The organism is Flavobacterium sp. 9 (genome assembly GCF_002754195.1).
Classification (GTDB): domain Bacteria; phylum Bacteroidota; class Bacteroidia; order Flavobacteriales; family Flavobacteriaceae; genus Flavobacterium.
Window position 1 is genome coordinate 5,961,137 of the sequence record NZ_PEEU01000001.1, and the last position, 17,849, is coordinate 5,978,985.

Consider the following 17,849-nt stretch of genomic DNA (forward strand, 5'->3'; position numbering starts at 1 on the left):
TTTTTGAGATTAATAAATCAATTATGGTTTTACGTAATAACCTTATAGAATAAATTCTAATATTTGTTTTTGGAATCTGTTATTGAGAACTATAGTACTGTAAATTAAAAGTTAATTTATAAATAGCAGCAAATGATAAATTTTGAACAGCTTATCTATAGCTTTTCGGAACCTAATCACTAAGTAACATTGTTTAAAATTATTCAAATGGAAAAAGAACAAACTATATCAATTCAGGAAATAGCTAAAAATCAATTAGATATAACAAAAAAAGTATATTTACTAAGCCCTAATAGAATGTTTTCCGAATTTAAAGGAGAAAAAGAAAATGTTAAAAACTATAACAATAGGCAGCTTTTAGAAATGCTTCAAAATGCCGATGATGCTGCTTCTGAAGCAAAGGAAGAAAAGAAAGTTTTAATCAAATTAACGGGTAAAAAATTAATTATTGCTAATACTGGATATGGTTTCTCTGAAGAAGGTTTAAATTCTATTTTCCACAGTCATTTAAGTCCAAAAGAAGCGATGGAAGGCCAAATCGGCAAAAAAGGATTAGGATTTCGTTCTATTTTAAGTTGGGCAAAAAAAGTGACTATTGATAGTCATGACTTATGTGTTGGATTTTCAAAAGATTATAGTAAGAAGGTATTATTTGAACTTTTACAAAATCAAAAATTTAAGACAGCCTTCGAAAAATTAAAAAACAAGGAAGAATTTCCTATTTCAACTTTAGTTTGTCCGGAGGTAGAAGGTGCTGTGGTTGACTATTTTGAAGGAAAGGAAGATTTCGACACAATTATTCAAATTGACTTATTAGATAGTGCAATAGAGCAGGTAATAAAACAATTAAGTCAGGATATTGACAGTGAAGTATTATTGTTTTTAAATAATCTTACATCCATTTATATAGATATCAATGGGATACAATGCAGTTATAAAAAAGAAAATATATCAAAAGATATTCTGAAAATTATAAATACTACAGAAGAAAGCGTAACTGATAATATTTGGAACATTTACAATATCGAAGGCAAATTTGAAGACATCAAAAGAGATTATCATTTGAGCGTTGCATGGCAAAATGATTTTGTTCAAACTAAAGATGTGGTTTATTCCTATTTCAGAACAAAAGTGCCTATTCAATGCAAAGGAATTATTCATGGATCATTTGAACTGAATGCTGATAGAAATCTTATTATTGATGATGAAGAAGATTATAATAAAAAACTAACCGCTTTAATTCCGTACTTACTTACAGAAGCTTCTGAGAAAATTGCCCAAATTGAAAATGATAATTTTAATTTTAAATCAGTAAGTTTTTTACAAGCCGATTTTCAGTCTTTAAACCATCTGGCAGATAATAATGATTTAAAAAATAATATTTTAAACCTCATAAAAGATAAAAATGTTTTTCCAGTTACAAGCAATCAATATATAAAATGGGATAATGATAATAAACCAGTTTATTTTGTTGAGCGAATTATTCCAAAGTATTTGAATCCCGATCAATACCCTGATTTGCTATTGCATACTGAAGATGAATTTGTTTTAAATTTTTTAGAAAATCTGGGATATGAGAATTACAATGTCGAAGTCGTAATTCCTAGTATTGCCACCCATAGAAAGGATATTAACCTTCCGGATTATGCACTTTTAATAAAATCGATTGGTAATTATATTGGAAAAGATACGGAATTATTAAAAACCGAGGGCGTATTTTTTGATAACGAAAAGAATTTATTGTCTTTTGATAAACCAATTTTTCTGCCAAATCAAGGTGTAAAATACAACTTACCTCATGAACTAGGAATTCAAATAATCAGTAATGATTTAGCAGCCGAATTATTAAAAGTATATCAGTGTTCCGATTTCAAGAACCTAGCAGAAGCTCTTTCAAAATACAACTTAAAAGAGTTTAATTTTAATGAGGTTGTTGAAGCTTTAATTTCACATTATTCACAGCATGAAGAGGTTTCGTTAGATGATGTGAAAAACCTGCATAAAACACTTTTTGATATTTACAAATTGGAACTTCACACAGATTCTAATTGGAAGGGCACAGCTATTCATATAATCAATAAAAAAAATAAAATTGAACTGGCTAATAAATTATACTTCGGAAAAGAATATGGTAATCCGCTGGCGGAGGAAATCTATAGTTATGACAAAGCAAAATTAATAGCATCTCATCTGAAATTTGAAATAGAAGGCCTCAATACAATCAAATGGAAAAAATATATCGAGTGGCTGGGTGTGGCATATTATCCAAGAAAAGAAACTGTTAGAGTTAAAGATGATTATGCTGATTACGTTATGAAAAATTATAATTACAGAAATTCTGTAGGTGATTATACTTTCAAAAAAGGCTATAAACAATTTAAAGACACATTAACAGGTGGATATGGTCCGGTGAATGTTTTATCAATTGATGATTTTGATAAAATTTTATTGAATAATACATCAGAATCAATTATTAACTTAATTGACAAGGATTTAGAAATCTTTAATTCGATCGATAAAAATATAGAACCACATTCCAGTTTAATATATTTTGATTTTTTTAATACGAGGAATTACCGTAAAATAAATGGCAGTATGATGACTTCTTACATTAAATGGAAATTAGAACATTCTACTTGGTTGCAAACAGAAGCAGTTATTAAAACAGAGCCTTCAAAATGTTCATCAGCAGCATATATTAACGAGGAATTTAGTGGTTTAATTGAAAAGCCTAAAGTTGATTATGATGTTCTTAAATCAAAACAAGTTCAAAGAGAAAAAGTTGATTATATCTTAAGTTTAGTGGGAGTTCATAAAACTATAAATACACTTTCTCCTGAAATGATTTATACTATACTTCATAAATTACCCGAGATAGATCCATCAGGTAAAAAAGCGAAAACAATTTACAATCAAATTGCTGTTAACTATGATGAAAAAGCACTGTTTAAAATAAGCACTCTGGATCGTGAATATAAAAATTATATGACATCAGGAAGAGTTTTCTGCAAAGATGGAGTTGACTATCCTTTAAATGAAGTTTATTATGTTAATGACAAAAGATATGGTGAAACAGTAATAAAACAGTTCAATATCATTGAGATTGAGAGACGAAGAGGAAAAGATAAAATTAAAAAGATATTTGGAGTTCAGCCATTAGACAATATTGACTTAAATGTGGTTGGTATTCCCGAGGTGCATACTTTAAATTCAAAATTTGAATTGGAAATTGAAAATTTCAAACCTTATGTTTATGTATTGAGAAAAGAACAGGATAGTGGCAATGAGAAAAATATAATTAAAAATACAAAGTTTCAATTAGTATCTAATTTAACTGCAACACTAAGTATATCGGGACAACAAAAAATATTTGAATTGGATGATTTTGAATATTTATACATAAAAAAAAGAAATATAATTTTCATTAAAGTTCCAATATTCTTTGATGAAATTATTGATCTAAAAGAAAGCATATTTTTCTGTTCAACAATTGCAGAAGTTTTTTCGGCAATCTTAGATGTTGATGCACAGAGACTTCAAATTAGAGAGCTATTCTCTAAAAGCGCTTCGGTTAGAGATGAATTATTACGTTCAGAAACGGATGATATCAATTTGGAAAAACTTAACGATGCAAGAAAGAAATTAGGTGTAATCAGCAACCCTAAAATCGACTTTTGGAAAGCTTTTGTTAAGTGTTTTAAAAACAAAACGCTAAATATTAAGACTGATACAGATCAGGCAATATTAGAAGCATTAATGATACATTTTCCAAAAAATCAGGAACTAATTCTAAACACTATTGATTTTATTAATTATCAGGATTTAAATGAAGAAGTCAGCGCTGAACTTATAATCAATTTATTTAAAAGCACAGGTATTACAATTTCTCAATTCAATACCTTTCATTATCCATCCATTAATATTTCACTGCTTTATGAAATTAATTTTAAAGAAGCAGTTAATGATAACTTGGAAAAATTTAAGAGCATATTATATGATTTTTGTTTAGCCAATAAGTTACCTAAAAATAGATTTTTAGAGATGGTTAATACCTATTTAAATCTAACTTCTGAACCTTTCAATGAAGTCAATTTTGATGTAATAAGCGATTTAAAAACAATTATAAATGAATTATTTGAGATTGACTTGAACGCAGGTGGCGAAATAATCGACTGGAGTGTTCTGTATGCTTTAAATACTGAAAAAGTATGGGAAATGGTTAAGACACCTGATCTTGATAAGAAGCTTTTCAACCAATTTATTCAAGAGAGTTATTCCATACAATCATTACTGTTTTTTGAAAATGAATTTCCTCAAATTGATGTATCATTTAAAACCTGGCTTGGAAAAAATATTGCTGAAAAATCAGATTCAAATACAACTCCATCAAAATCCAACAGAATTGTATTTGGTAAAGAACCTATATTTTACAATGACTTATTAGATTTAAAAAACCAAATAGATAATTTATTATCTGATGTAGAAATAAAAAAAATTGGATTTGCAAATGTAAAAATTGCTAAAAAAGACATTATAAATGGAAAAGGCAGCCCATCAGGAAGTGGAAGATCAAGAGGCTTAAATCCGAAAAAGCCTAAAGAAGAAATAGGTTTTTTAGGCGAATATATTGTTTACAAACATCTTTTAGAAATTAGTGAAAACAAATCTGATGTAAAGTGGGTTTCGGGTTATGCCAAGGATTGCGGTGTTAATCTGGATGGTGTGGATGGGTTAGGATATGATCTGATGTATTTACCAAAAGGGGCCAAACATTCAAGAAAGGTAGAAGTAAAAGTAGTCGGATGGGAAGATGCATTTCATATAACATCCAATGAAGTTAAGGTTGGAGAAAGACTAAAGAGAAACTATGAAGTATTTCTCGTTAGAAACATTGATAATATATCAGAATTAAAAATTGAAAAAATACAAGGATTGTTTGATTATAAAGGAAAATCCTTTACGGATAATGAACTTTTTACAGTCGTAAACGACAATTTTATTCTTAAATTTAAAAAAGCGAACTAATGAAATATACAAAAATAAAAGCTTAATAAAAAAAGATTCAAGTAATGCAATAATTTATCAAAGGAGCAAACGAATATGCAAGTAAAATAAAGAGGATAAACAGGATGTAATAAAAAATTTTATTACTTAAGTTATTTTTTAATTATTAAGAAAGTCCTCTTTTCCTTTTCTTGCTTCTTTTCTTTTTCAAATGATTTGGTATGCAGTCGGAAGTATATTCTGCATGTGTCAGCAAATCCAATATCTTAACCAGATCAGGAATATTTAAATTTTCTTTTTGATATTGAAGGTTGTCAATTAAAGATTCTTTAGAAGGCAATTTTTCATACATCTGATTATTTTTATCTTTCACTGCATCCCTTAATCCACATCTTTCTTCTATAGCTTTTGCACTGTATTCTTTTCCCAGACTACTTCCGTTAAAAACATTTCTTGTCGTGTGGTCAATGTATGTAACACCGTAAAGCATACCTTCAGTACTTCTTCTAAAAACAGTACAGATTCCCTCTTTTTCTAATAGTTTTGCAAGTTTGCTTACTGGCATTGCGTGCTCTCTGAGCAATGCCATATTAATAGCATTTTTTACCCGCACCTTGTCGGATGTTTTTCTTATTTGATTCTGCTTAAATTTCTCTCCCAGCAGTTTTAAGGTAGGTTTAAAATAAAAATCACTGGCTTTAATGGGAACACCTGTAGGATTTCCTTTTTCATCCAATATTCTATACACTAGTCCACTAGCTAAGAATACTCTTGATTTTTCACTGCCACGATCAGCCAAAACATTGTATTGTTTCAGTACCGCATTAAGTTCGGGAAGGCTAGAATATTTGTACTCATTTATTATTGTGTTTATAACATTGCTTAAGGCTTTCTTGGATTCAATCTTTCCGTAGCGAACTCTGCTTATTGAAATGGGTTTTAAATTAAACTGCTCTCTGTTTTTTCTCCCTTCTGCCTTTACAAGTCCAAAAAATTTTTCTATTTCCTTTCTCGCAGGTTCTGACTTTCTTATACCCAAATGGTGCAGATCAATTCGTCTGCCATCCCTTTCGATATTTATAGAAACTATATGTACGTGCGGATGTCCAGCATCGTGATGCTGATAGACGAGATAGGGTTGTTTTCCAAAGCCTATTTTGTCCATATATACTTCCGCAATACCCATTAGTTTATCTTTGGAATGATTTTCTGACGGATCAAAATTGAGGGATATATGTACGCTGTTTCTCTTGGTATTTTCGTTTAATGCAAGTCTTTTTGTAAAGCGATTTAGCTTTGCAAAATAGGTTAATTTTTCTACATCAACGGGATAGTTTCCTGCACCGATAAACTCTGCCACACCTTTTTGTACTTTATTTTCATTGTAATTTAAAACACTTCTGATGGAATGGCTTGTTTTTATAATTGCAACCATATCTCCGTGATTTTATAAATATGATTTTGAATTTTATTTATCTTTTGAAAAAGAATCTTTCTTTCCTCTTCATAACGGACAATCCACTCTCTGAATTCAGGAATCTGCTGCAGGGTATGCATCTTTTTTACGACCTGATTTAAATTGTTCCCAACGGCATTAAGCTCATTACGCATTATTATAATTTCTTCCATCGCATCATCTATAGATTGATTTCGGTAATAGGTTGTTATGGGCTTGTTAAATAAATGCCTGCGTATATAATCGCTAAGCTTACGACACGTACTCTCTTTGTATCTGCGCTCAATTTTAGCATATTCTTCCAGTGTCAGTCTTAGGGTAATTCTACGTGATCTGTTTGAATTTTCTCTTTCCATCATCATTAATTTTCATTGTTATCAAACTCTTTTTTGGCTTCTCAGTGTCACTGATCCCGAGTTCCGAGGATAGATCAGCCAGATCCGGTTGTCCGACAACCGTTCATCTGGCCGATTGCAGGAACGTGGCAATCTTTCAGCTTTTCAATAATATCTTAGATCTCTTCCTTAAAATTTTAGAAGCCAAAATCATTTACAGGCAGCTTTACTGTTAAATCATCGGAACGAAATTATAAAAGTCTGCACTGACAGGCAATCCCCGCCATATTTTGACTATTATAAAATCAATCAAGCTGATTATTTTTACATCATCGAATATTAATTTAAAAGTGAAAATTATGATTACAACAAATGAAGTAGCCAAGGTATATGATACTGTTTTGAGTATCCCTGGCATGAGTGAGCCAGTGAGGATTGATTTGAAAATTTCACGAAAAAATGTACTCTTATTAAGCCATGTCATTATGCGCGGACTGAACTCCAAAGATGAAGATCTGAGTCCCTTAGGCAGTGTTGCAGAGGAGTGTTTAACAGAGCTAAAAAATGTTTCTGAAGAGTGCCTCCAAAAAGCGGGACTAGTAGAATTAAATCAAAAGCTGATTGCTTTGAGCGAAGCCTGCAGATAACAAAAACAGTTCACCATTCAATGAGTGCTTACCATGTATCTAATATCTGGTAAGCATTTTTCTTTTAAAATTAATCTGTTTTTAAAATTGACCTGTTTTTGGCAATTAATGTCCTGTTTTTGATAACGTCCTGAAAGATTTTTCGTTCTAGTTTTGTTTATGTTTTCCTTAATTCTTTTAGACAAGTCCAGTAGAAATTGCAAACTCATAAACTTTAGGATCATGAAATTAACGGCAAAAATTTCCAGTAAAATAGTAGAGATTATCAGTCTTTTGTATATCCTTTTATTTGTCTACGCAGCAGTCAGTAAACTACTGGATTTTGAAAATTTTCAGGTGCAGCTCGGACAGTCTCCGCTACTTAGTCCTTATGCAGTCTGGGTATCGTGGATGGTACCTGTAATGGAATTGTTAATTGTAATCTTACTACTTGTCCCAAGCTGCAGAAATATAGGGCTATTGGCATCGATAAGTATGATGACTATGTTTACCGCTTATATTTTTATTATACTTCATTACAGTTCTTTTGTGCCTTGTTCCTGCGGAGGAATTCTGGAGAAGATGACATGGAATGTACATATGGTTTTTAATCTGGCTTTTGTGCTAATAGGTATAATTGCTTTAGGATTAGACAATGGAACATGTAGCCGAAGAACCGCTGAGAGAAACAGAAGAGTAGGATTTAAAACGATTTTAACTTCAATGCTCTTTAGCATCATTCTGGTCCTGGTTTTGTTTTTAACCTCGGAGGAAATCATGAAGTATGAAAACCCATTTATACGGCGTTATCCCCAGCATCCCATCACACAACAGAAAACAGTTAATCTAAAATTTAATTCCTATTATTTTGCCGGAAACAGTGACAGCCATATCTATTTGAGCAACTACACAGATCCGCTTCATATTATTGTTTTCGATACCAAGCTAAAGAACAAACAGACCATTAGAATACAGTTTAACCCAAAGGATATAACGTTTAAATCGGTTAAAATTTCAGTAAGAGGATCTTACTTTTTCCTGATGGACGGGACAGTGCCCTGCATATATAGAGGCAGTACTGAAGACTGGAAAATTACGCACGAACTAAAAGGAATTCATTACTTCACAAGTGCTCAACCAGTGGATAGCTCCTCTGTAGTATTCAGGTCTAACAGCGGTAAAAATTCGTCTCATATTATTGGAAGTTACAAGGAGCATGAGTGCCCTAAAATCACGTATAACGATTCGCTTTTACAGCAACAGATTGACGGTGTCTTTGATACGGACGGAATGCTGGTCTACAATGAGAGAATAAGAAGAATGGTTTACCTGTATTACTACAGAAATGAATTTATTGTGGCAGATCAAAATGCAAAACTAAAGTACAGAGGAAATACCATTGATACCATATCTCGTGCCCAGATTAAGGTTGCTTATCTTAAAGACAATACAGAGAGAAAAATGGCAGCACCGCCGCTGGTGGTAAATGCAGATTTGATGGTTTATCAAAACCTGCTGTTTGTACATTCCAAAATTCAGGGTCAATTTGAAGATCAAAAATTATGGCAAAAGGCAGCTATCATTGACGTGTATGATCTCAATACAAAGGTTTATCTAATGAGTTTTGCTGTCTATCACAGCGGGGATAAAAAGCTACGCTCATTTATAGTTACCGATGATAATTTTTACGCTCTTATGGGTGATGAGCTGCTTGTTTATAAGCTGCGAAACATGTTAAAAAAAGAAATGAAACTGCTGAAATAAAAAGCTCAGCATTTAAAATATATCGCGCGATGTCAGGAATTAGATCGAACACCTGTAGAAAAAAGTAGATCGTGTTTTAATTTAATATTTATTATTATGAAAACGTTATTTTTAAAAAAAGTGGCACCAGTGGCAGTAATTGCTTTTGGTATTGCGGGAGCATTTGCCACTATGTCCATGCAGAATGCTTCAAAAGGGAACCCTCCAAAAATTGGGTATGTTATGAATGCACAGGGAGCTTGTAATATTCCGACAGACTGTAGCACAGACGGAAATCAATTGTGCCGTCTTAACGGCGCTAGCGGCCCTCAAGCCTTTGGGAAAAATCCCCAAGGCAACTGTAGCGAAGTGCTGTACCGACCAGCCAATTAAAAGACTAAGTCTTTAATAAATGGCAACGCAGCTTCAATTGGAGCTGCGTTGCTTTTGTTGTTTAAAAAATCAAGAATTATTTTACACCCTCAGTAATCCATTCTGCTGACAAGTCATCTTTTAGATAATAGGCAAACCATTGCTGCATACGATCGGTCAAATCTTTTTGATTGACAGCTTTTGAAAAGCTGTGTCCTTCTTGAGGATAAAGCAGCATAATACATTTTTTATTCATACTGCGAAGCGCAAAATAAAATTCCGTTGTCTGATGCGGATCTATGTTATGATCCTCAGTTCCTGCGTATAATAACACAGGAGTTGTCACTTTATGGGCATGTACGATTGGTGAATTACGCTGATATGCAGCAGCGGCTTCAAATGGGCTTTTGGTCATTTTCCATTGTCCATTAAAATATCTAAATATATTTGGCAGATAAAAATCTTTGGCCAGGGTAAAATAAAAACTGTTCAGATCCGATACTCCCGCTCCTGGAGCGGCAGCAGCAAATAAATTGGACTGTGTTATGATAAAGGTACTTTCATACCCGCCGAATGAAAACCCTGTGAGACCAATTTTTTTTGGATTAATTATGTCTTTGGATATAACTTTTTCCACTGCAGAGGTAACACAATCAAGGGCACTCATACCAGGATCATCAGCCTCTATTATGATGTCGGGTTGGAGAAAAAAGTAACCCTGAGAGGTCCAAACTACGCCATTTTCACCTTCCTCAGTGTAAGAAGTAGGGTTCTCATATTTATGATGTAGTTCATTTTTGATTTGGTAGATGTGCACGATCATCGGATACTTTTTAGCTGGATCATAATTAGCAGGATATCGAAGTACGCCTTTCATTTTTATGCCTTTTGAATTTTGATACTCGATCAGTTCGGATTTGCCCCAGTAGTATTTTTTCTGCTGCTTGTTGCTTTGAAATAAAACTACTGCATCAGATTTATTTTGCTTCATCATTATTCGTGGCGAGAGATCAAATTTTTGCTCTCGGTAAAACAAATCTTTTTTTTCTGTGGTGTAGATCAACTGGTCTAAATGACTGTCTTTATAAGTAATGGGACTTTCTCCTAAATTTTTATTCCATTTAAAATACCCTGTTTTTCCATCATCTCCCTGTCCGTGCAGAAAAAGTTCTTTATTCAAATCAAAATTATCTATTGTTAGTCCGTTATAAATAAAATTAAATTTATTTCTACCGGGACTATTTACCAATCGATAGCTGATATTTAATTCCCTTCCTTTGGTTAATCTTCTGTAAGCACTACCATCTGGTTTAATATCCCATAAGTCATACTCATCATAGAGCAGTATTTCATTATCATCAACACTCCATCCTGCATTATTGTTTTTTCCAGTAAGTGAATATCCAACATCAAATGCAGTAAATTTGGTTTTGACGGTAGCTGTAATATTTTGATGTGACTCTGTAGCGATATTGTATGTCCACCAATTTCCATCTTTATAATACGCAAGATACTTGCCAGAGGGAGAAGGAATCATTTCAAAAAAATGTGTTGAATGTCTTTCCAGGATTCGTTTTTTATCAAATGTTTGAAGATTCATGATATAAACGTCGCTGGGGCCTCCATTAGTAAAAATCTGCGGTTCATATTGTTCCTGATTAAATAGAAATGCATATTTCTGATCACCTGATAACATGAGTTGCGGAAAATCTTTTGAAGTAACAGCGGTAACCAAATTATTTGTTGGAATCCATAGAGCCACTCTAGGAAAATTATCTGGATTACCATCTTTTTTACGCTTTAGATAGAGCGATTTATCATTTGCATTCCATACCTCGACATCAGATCCGGCAATTATTGGAACCTCCGCATTGTAGATTTTAGTTGTAAAAAATACTCTTTGCAAATCATCGGATATTGTCAGTTTTAAGGTGGGGTCTGCTGGTATAAAAGTATTTTTGGCAAGACTGGATCCAGCAGGATTCATCTGATAAAGCTTATCATTTTGTAGTATATAATAAAACAAAGAGTTGCTGGTTACCAGATCTGATTTTAGAACAAAAGCGACCGCTTTTCCATTTTTATGCCATGTAAAACCAAAGCTGGTATCGGGATTATTTATGACTAAAAATTTCTCGTGATTTAATTCTCTTAAATCTAAAAGCATAACCGAATGTTTATTATTTACAGAGATTCCGTAAATCAGATGCTGCTTATCAGGACTAAGTAAAAAATCCGTTACATCCGTTATCTCCCTTACTATTTTTCCATTTGGATTTTGAATCAATAACTTCTTTTTAGCATCGGGAGAATCAACTGTTAGAATTAAAAGATCAGTTAAGGCTGAATAGGAATATTGTTGTGTTAAAGGTATAGACTGTTTTTTACCGGTCTTTAAATCCAATATCTCAAGCCCTTTATTGCCCATCGATACAAAAGCATCTTTAGTGAATTGGGAACTATAGGACGTGGAAAAAGCATATGTTTTCTGATTACGCGTACTTTGCACAAAAAGTGTATCAACGTTTTTCTCATAACCCATAGTGTAAGTGATCCACTGACTATCAGGAGATATTTTCTCCATATTCATGGTGCCCCAAAGGTGGTAATCTTGAGGTGTAAGATCTTTTTTTTGCACCTCCTGTCCCCATAAGGGACAGGATACTAATGGCAAAATAAAAAATAAAATTAAACAAAAGTGCAGACACACTTTCAGCGATAAAACTCCCATTAGAGGAATTGTTTTTTTTCTGACGTTGTTCTTGAAAAACATAATAGATTGATTTAATATCCCGGATTTTGAGGCCGGAGGTTAGGGTTAGTACTTAATTCACTTTGAGGCAAGGGAAACAAACCATCGGAGGGATTCCATCCGGATTTTGTGCTCGATAGCACTGCATCAATTTTATTGGATCGTTTCAGATCAAAAAAGCGATGTCCATGTTCGGTAAAAAGTTCCCATCTTCTTTCCTGAAGTATAGCTTCGAGAATCTCCCCCTGAGTAACGGCTACAGTATCTGGAAGTCCGGCGCGATGACGTATTTTGTTTAAATCTTCTTTAGCACCGATAAGGTCGCCCTGATACGCTCTTGCTTCGGCTCTGATGAGGTACTGTTCTGCAAGCCTGAAAACAATTGAATATTCTTTAGAGATTGAAGTAAAGTTCTGTTCTTTGTATTTATAAGAATGGTACCATATTGATGTCCCATCGGTCACCTCTCGAATCCAGTTGGATTTTCGGAGATCGGAAGCAATAAAGGAGTTTGCTAGATCTGGATTCAGCCCTACTAAGGGAGGAGGACCCGAGAGGAATATAAAAGTCAAAGCTTCCTCCGAGTTCTGACCAGACTCAGCAGACTGGAGTTGCCAAATGGTTTCTTTGGAGTCAAGCAAAAATACCTGATGTATGTCTTCTAATTTAAACTCATCTGTTTGATTAAGAACTGCTGAAGCCTTATCAGCCGCAGCTGCATAGGATTTTGTATACAAATAGACTCTGGCCAGAAGGGCGTTAGCAGTATTTTTATCCACGCGGATTTTTTGCGCAGTGCGATATTGATCCTGCAGAAGTGTAATAGAATTCTCCAGATCACGAATAATATTTTCATATACCTGTACAGAAGCCATTCTGCTTACTGTGCTGGTCTGTTTATAATCTGTTCCGGTAATATAAGGCACATCACCAAAAAGATTGACCAGATAAAAATGCAAAAGAGCGCGTATAAAAAGAGCTTCCCCCTGAAGCTGATTTTTTTGCTGGTCTGAAATCGTTTCACTTGCCTGCAGGCCTTCTATAACAGCATTAGCGCCATAGATTTGATTATAAGTAGTGTTCCAATAATCTGCTACACTGGGATTTTCAGCTAAAAGATTATTGCTGTAAAAGATACGGCTGGGACTGGACGGTACACCGTAGGGAATAATTTCATCAGTATAGTTCCCAAGCTGATTGGACAGTCCTGTGTTGGTTCCTGTAAGCAGTCCCTTATCTCGGATATTTGCATACACTGCCATGAGAGATGCATTAGCCGTCGCATAATCTTCAAAAACAGTTGCAGTAGTAAGCTGTGATTTGGGAAGATCAACCTCTACAAATGAATCGCAGGAGTTTACAAGTAAAACCAGTGCTACTGCCCATACTTTCTTCTTTGTAAGACGATAAATTGTTTTCATAATTTCATAATTTAAAAAGTTAATTGAATACCTGCTGTTACAACCTTTAGCGGGGGCAGATAACCTGAGGAGGTAAATTCAGGATCTCCATACTTGTATCTGGTAAAAGTCAAAATATTCTGTCCTTGCAACATTAATTTGCACTGTACGGCATTTAACTGCAAGGGTAGCTGATAGGTAAGCGAAATGTTTTTCAGACGAATAAAAGAAGCATCGGTTATCGCAGCATCACTTCTCTCGTATAAATAATCCGCAGTTACTGCCTCACTGTTATTTCCGGTAGTGTAGAGCTGATACGTGGCATTGTCTCCGGTTGTTTGCCAGCTGTCTGTCAGCAAAGTTGACTGATTGGACATCTGGCCGGCATATCCCATTGAATTGATTCGGTTTTTTTGTTTGACAAACTGAAATAAAAAGTCAAGATTCCAATTTTTAAACCGAAATTGGTTCTGCAGTCCTCCATAGTATTCAGGGTTGAGATCTACTACTTTCTGCCTGTCTTCGGGAAATGTAATTTTACCGTCTTTGTTAAGATCCTCAAACTCATATACACCGGTCTCCGGATTGATGCCTTTATATTCATAAACAAGCTGCATATTCAAAGGCGCACCAATGCGGTATTTCTGGCTGTAAGGTGAACTCTCCAGTCCAGGAAAGCTAAGTAGTTTGTTCTTGGCAAAAGTGAGATTGAAACTGGTCGTCCAGCTGAATTGTTCACGGCTAAAATTGCTGGTTCTAAGGGTTAGTTCCAAACCTCGATTCTGCACTACGGCGTTTAAATTGGACTGAAGTACGGTAAAACCTGTTGTTCCGGGAAGCGGAACCCCAACAAGCTGATTGGATGATCTGTTTTGATACCAGGATGCAGTGGTAAATATTCTGTCCTTAAAAAAGCCCAGTTCCAGAGCCGCTTCGAGTTTTTTATTGGTTTCCCATCCAAAGTCAGGATTGTAAAGCCTTGTAGGTTCAAGCCCAATAATACCGTCGTAATTTACACCTGTAGTGGAATAGGTATTGAAGAACTGATAATCACCAATCTGGTCACTACCTGTAGTTCCATAGCTGGATCGAAGCTTTACAAAGCTAAGCCATGAGCTGTTTTTAAGGAAATTTTCGTTGGAGAATAGCCATGCTGCACCCACGGCTCCAAAGGTGGCAAACTGATTACCTGGGCCAAAACGGCTCGAACCATCGCGTCTGCCGGCAAGGTTAATAATGTAACGCTTATCAAAATTATAGTTGATGCGTCCAAAGAATGCCTGATATTTATAAAGGGTTTCATCATTTAACAGCACTTTGATATAATTGGCTGATGCCAGATTATAAATAAGACTGTTGGAACTAAATCCGGTCCCAGATTGATACAGCCTTGTAGTGTTCTGATTCTGAAAAGTTGTTCCAGCAAGCAGATCCAGTTTTCCACGGCCCAATTGCTTTTCCCAGCTGATCTGCGGCTCTATACTCCAAGATGATCTGTCTGTATTATTTACATACAATATCGAACTAGCACTGCTGATATTATAGGCGGGATTATAAATTGTAGAAGGGGAGGTTCGGGTTTCAACAGTACTGAGATCAGTGTAACCAAAACTACTTTTTATCACAAGTCCCGGTGACAGCTCATAGGAAAGCACTGAATTAGCGATCAGATCATTTGTTTTGGATTCAAATTTTGCATTTAGATTGCGAAGCGGATTATCCCAAGTGCCGTTTTCCCAGTTTAAATTTCCCTGTTCATCATAAAGTGCCGGAGCATTAGGAGCAAGGGATCGGGCATCATACGTCAGGTCAAAGGCCGGTTGGTCATTGTTCTGACTAGTATACCCTGCAGAAAAGGTAAGTCTGAATCTGCTGTCTTGTGAACGGTGATTTAAATTGATTTGAGAGCCTCCTTTCTTGTACAGAAAATCCCCGGGAAACACACTGGACTGGGTATGATAATTACCGCTCAGCAGAAACTGTGTAGTTTCAGATCCTCCCGACAAGCCTGCCTGCAGGTCCGTTATACGTGAAGTGCCGCCGATAAGCTCTTTCTGCCAGTCGGTATATCGGTTCTGGTCCCACGTTCCATTCACATCATAGTCCCATGGATTATAAGCAACACCATCATTGATAAAGGCCTGTTTACGCATAGCTAAATACTGCTCGGTGTTCATGAGTTTCATGAATTTAGTCACATTACCAACTCCGGTTGATGCGTTTACAGTAAAGGCTGTCTTTCCTGCTTTTCCTTTCTTGGTTGTGATCAGGACAACTCCATTGGCTCCACGAGAACCATAGATAGCTGTAGCATCAGCATCTTTAAGTACTTCAATACTTTCAATGTTATCGGGATTAATACTGTTAAGGGGACTAGTAGTAGTCGGGTAAACAGTGGAAGTCTGATTGTATCCGATGGGATCAGAAGCATACGGAACACCGTCAATCAAATAAAGCGGAGCGTTGGCATCGGTGCGGATACTGTTCTGCCCGCGAATTTTGATGTCAAATCCTCCTCCGGGCACACCTGTGGACTGAATAATATTCACTCCAGCCATACGTCCCTGCATGGTAGCAAGTACATTGGAAACGGGTTGTGATTCGATATCTTTGGAAGTGATTCGGGCAATGTTTCCTGTACGTTCGCTTTCTTTGACCGAATAGTAACCAGCATTGACACGAACTTCCTGCAGAACGGTGGTGTCATAGACAAGCTGAATATCAATTTTTTTTCTTCCCCTTATGGGAATAATTGCGGTTTTGCAACCAATAAAAGAGATAACTAAAGTATCGGAAGGGGAAGCAGAGATTGAATACTGACCGTTAAAATCGGATATAACACCACTACTGGATTTTCCACGAAGAGAAACAGTTACACCCGGCAAAGGACTGCTGCCATCGGTAATAGTTCCCTGAACTTGTGATTGTTGTAATTTTTCAGAGCGTGGCCGCACTGAATGATTGGCCTGAACAGGAGCGGAAGCTAAAAGAAATCCCATAAAAAATAGGTAACAAAAAGCCCTGCCACCCATGTAAAATGAAATAATTTTCATAATATTGGAATGGTTAAATTATTAGAAAGTTAGTTTGGCTACGGTCCTCTATGGTTGTTTGGCGACGAAATAGAGGACCATTTTTGTGAATTAAGTGGAGTACTTAATAATCATGACTAAGAGTTTTACTTCACATGTAAATATTTTAAAGGTTCGACATCAAAATGCGCGACGTTAAATAATATGTAAAGATTTGCTGTGAATTTTATCTGATTGCTATAATAAAAAAAGCGCGGAACTCAGCTTATCGAACAGAGGTACTGGCGGCACCAACCACAATAAGTGAGCCCACGCCAATGACGTGAGCATCTTACTTATCCTCTCGTGGTTTAAAAACGCCAGTTTTCTGTTCGAGATTCAAAGCGAATGCTTCAAATATTTTTAATTGAAGAGTCGCAAAATTAATAAAATCCTATTTAAAATTTCTTTAAATAATTTTTTAGAATTCAAATATATGAAAAAAATCACAAAATTGTCAAATTTGACAATTTTTTTTCTTCTAATTATCTCAATTTCACTTTATGAAGGAGATTAGAAAAAAATATTATATAGCATTTGGACAGAATTTACAAAGGGTTATGATAAAGAATAACAAAGATGTTATGACTGTTGCTTCTGTTGGAAAACTTGAACTCAAGCAGGTATATAGAGTTCTAAATGGTGAGCATGGAGCATCATTGGGTACGATAATTTCAATAGCAAAAGGGCTTGATATTGAACCTAAAGAATTATTTGATTTTAAATTTGATTTAGAAAAGGAATAAATATTAATAGATGCATGAGCATCTTAATTAAATTACATAAATATGACACAAGCAGAGATTAATGATTTAGCAAATGAGATTTTTAATGAGATTCCAAATGGAGATATTAGAAAGTATATTACAGAATGTATCAATGAAGGGGAAACAACAAAAGAAGAAGTAAAAGCATGTGTGTTATTTAAAATTGCACAAAATTTTAGAAAAAACGCTGGATTGTAAATAAATAAAAAAAAAGATGCTTTAGCATCTTTTTTTTTGTTCTTTAAAAAAATTATAAAAACAGGTAATAATACGGTACTCATTTATTAGTTAAAAAACTAATTTGCTACGGATAAAAGTCTATT

Annotated in this window: 11 protein-coding genes; 6 read left to right on the top strand and 5 right to left on the bottom strand. The window is 34.7% G+C overall.

Annotation, left to right across the window (positions count from 1 at the left end; all coding sequences use genetic code 11):
- Positions 1–207 precede the first annotated feature (207 nt).
- Positions 208–5,025 (top strand): sacsin N-terminal ATP-binding-like domain-containing protein, encoded by a 4,818-nt coding sequence (locus CLU81_RS24905; RefSeq protein ID WP_144444569.1) that lies wholly within the window; start codon positions 208–210, stop codon positions 5,023–5,025.
- Between the two features lie 145 nt (positions 5,026–5,170).
- On the opposite strand, the gene CLU81_RS24910 is transcribed toward CLU81_RS24905, so the two are convergent.
- Together CLU81_RS24910 and CLU81_RS24915 are read right to left on the bottom strand one after the other, a co-directional pair.
- A complete protein-coding gene (locus CLU81_RS24910) occupies positions 5,171–6,439 on the bottom strand; it encodes a relaxase/mobilization nuclease domain-containing protein (protein ID WP_099712295.1) in 1,269 nt (422 codons plus the stop codon).
- A complete protein-coding gene (locus CLU81_RS24915) occupies positions 6,424–6,816 on the bottom strand; it encodes a plasmid mobilization relaxosome protein MobC (RefSeq protein WP_099712868.1) in 393 nt (130 codons plus the stop codon). The genes CLU81_RS24910 and CLU81_RS24915 overlap by 16 nt, the downstream gene beginning before the upstream one ends.
- A 338-nt stretch (positions 6,817–7,154) precedes the next feature.
- On the opposite strand from CLU81_RS24915, the gene CLU81_RS24920 reads away from it, so the two are divergent.
- From CLU81_RS24920 to CLU81_RS24935, 3 genes are all read left to right on the top strand, one after another.
- Positions 7,155–7,442, top strand: a complete 288-nt coding sequence (locus CLU81_RS24920; protein ID WP_099712296.1) for a hypothetical protein — start codon at positions 7,155–7,157, stop codon at positions 7,440–7,442.
- 222 nt (positions 7,443–7,664) lie between these two features.
- The gene (locus CLU81_RS24930) at positions 7,665–9,185 is read left to right on the top strand and encodes a MauE/DoxX family redox-associated membrane protein (protein ID WP_099712298.1); all 1,521 of its coding nucleotides are present in this window, start codon (positions 7,665–7,667) and stop codon (positions 9,183–9,185) included.
- Between the two features lie 96 nt (positions 9,186–9,281).
- A complete protein-coding gene (locus CLU81_RS24935; RefSeq protein WP_099712299.1) occupies positions 9,282–9,557 on the top strand; it encodes a DUF6520 family protein in 276 nt (91 codons plus the stop codon).
- A gap of 76 nt (positions 9,558–9,633) precedes the next feature.
- Here the strand turns inward: CLU81_RS24935 and CLU81_RS24940 are convergent, their stop codons facing one another.
- Genes CLU81_RS24940 through CLU81_RS24950 form a run of 3 tightly spaced genes read right to left on the bottom strand, consistent with a single transcriptional unit; the run spans position 9,634 to position 16,741 of the window.
- A complete protein-coding gene (locus CLU81_RS24940) occupies positions 9,634–12,267 on the bottom strand; it encodes a prolyl oligopeptidase family serine peptidase (protein ID WP_158235370.1) in 2,634 nt (877 codons plus the stop codon).
- A gap of 53 nt (positions 12,268–12,320) precedes the next feature.
- On the bottom strand, positions 12,321–13,709 hold the full coding sequence (locus tag CLU81_RS24945; protein ID WP_099712301.1) for a RagB/SusD family nutrient uptake outer membrane protein: 1,389 nt from the start codon (positions 13,707–13,709) through the stop codon (positions 12,321–12,323).
- 11 nt (positions 13,710–13,720) lie between these two features.
- Entirely contained in the window at positions 13,721–16,741 is a 3,021-nt protein-coding gene (locus CLU81_RS24950; protein ID WP_099712302.1) for a SusC/RagA family TonB-linked outer membrane protein, read from the bottom strand.
- 521 nt (positions 16,742–17,262) lie between these two features.
- Here CLU81_RS24950 and CLU81_RS24955 point away from each other — a divergent pair.
- Positions 17,263–17,505 (top strand): helix-turn-helix domain-containing protein, encoded by a 243-nt coding sequence (locus tag CLU81_RS24955; protein WP_099712303.1) that lies wholly within the window; start codon positions 17,263–17,265, stop codon positions 17,503–17,505.
- A gap of 42 nt (positions 17,506–17,547) precedes the next feature.
- Entirely contained in the window at positions 17,548–17,724 is a 177-nt protein-coding gene (locus CLU81_RS26910; RefSeq protein ID WP_158235371.1) for a hypothetical protein, read from the top strand.
- Positions 17,725–17,849 lie beyond the last annotated feature (125 nt).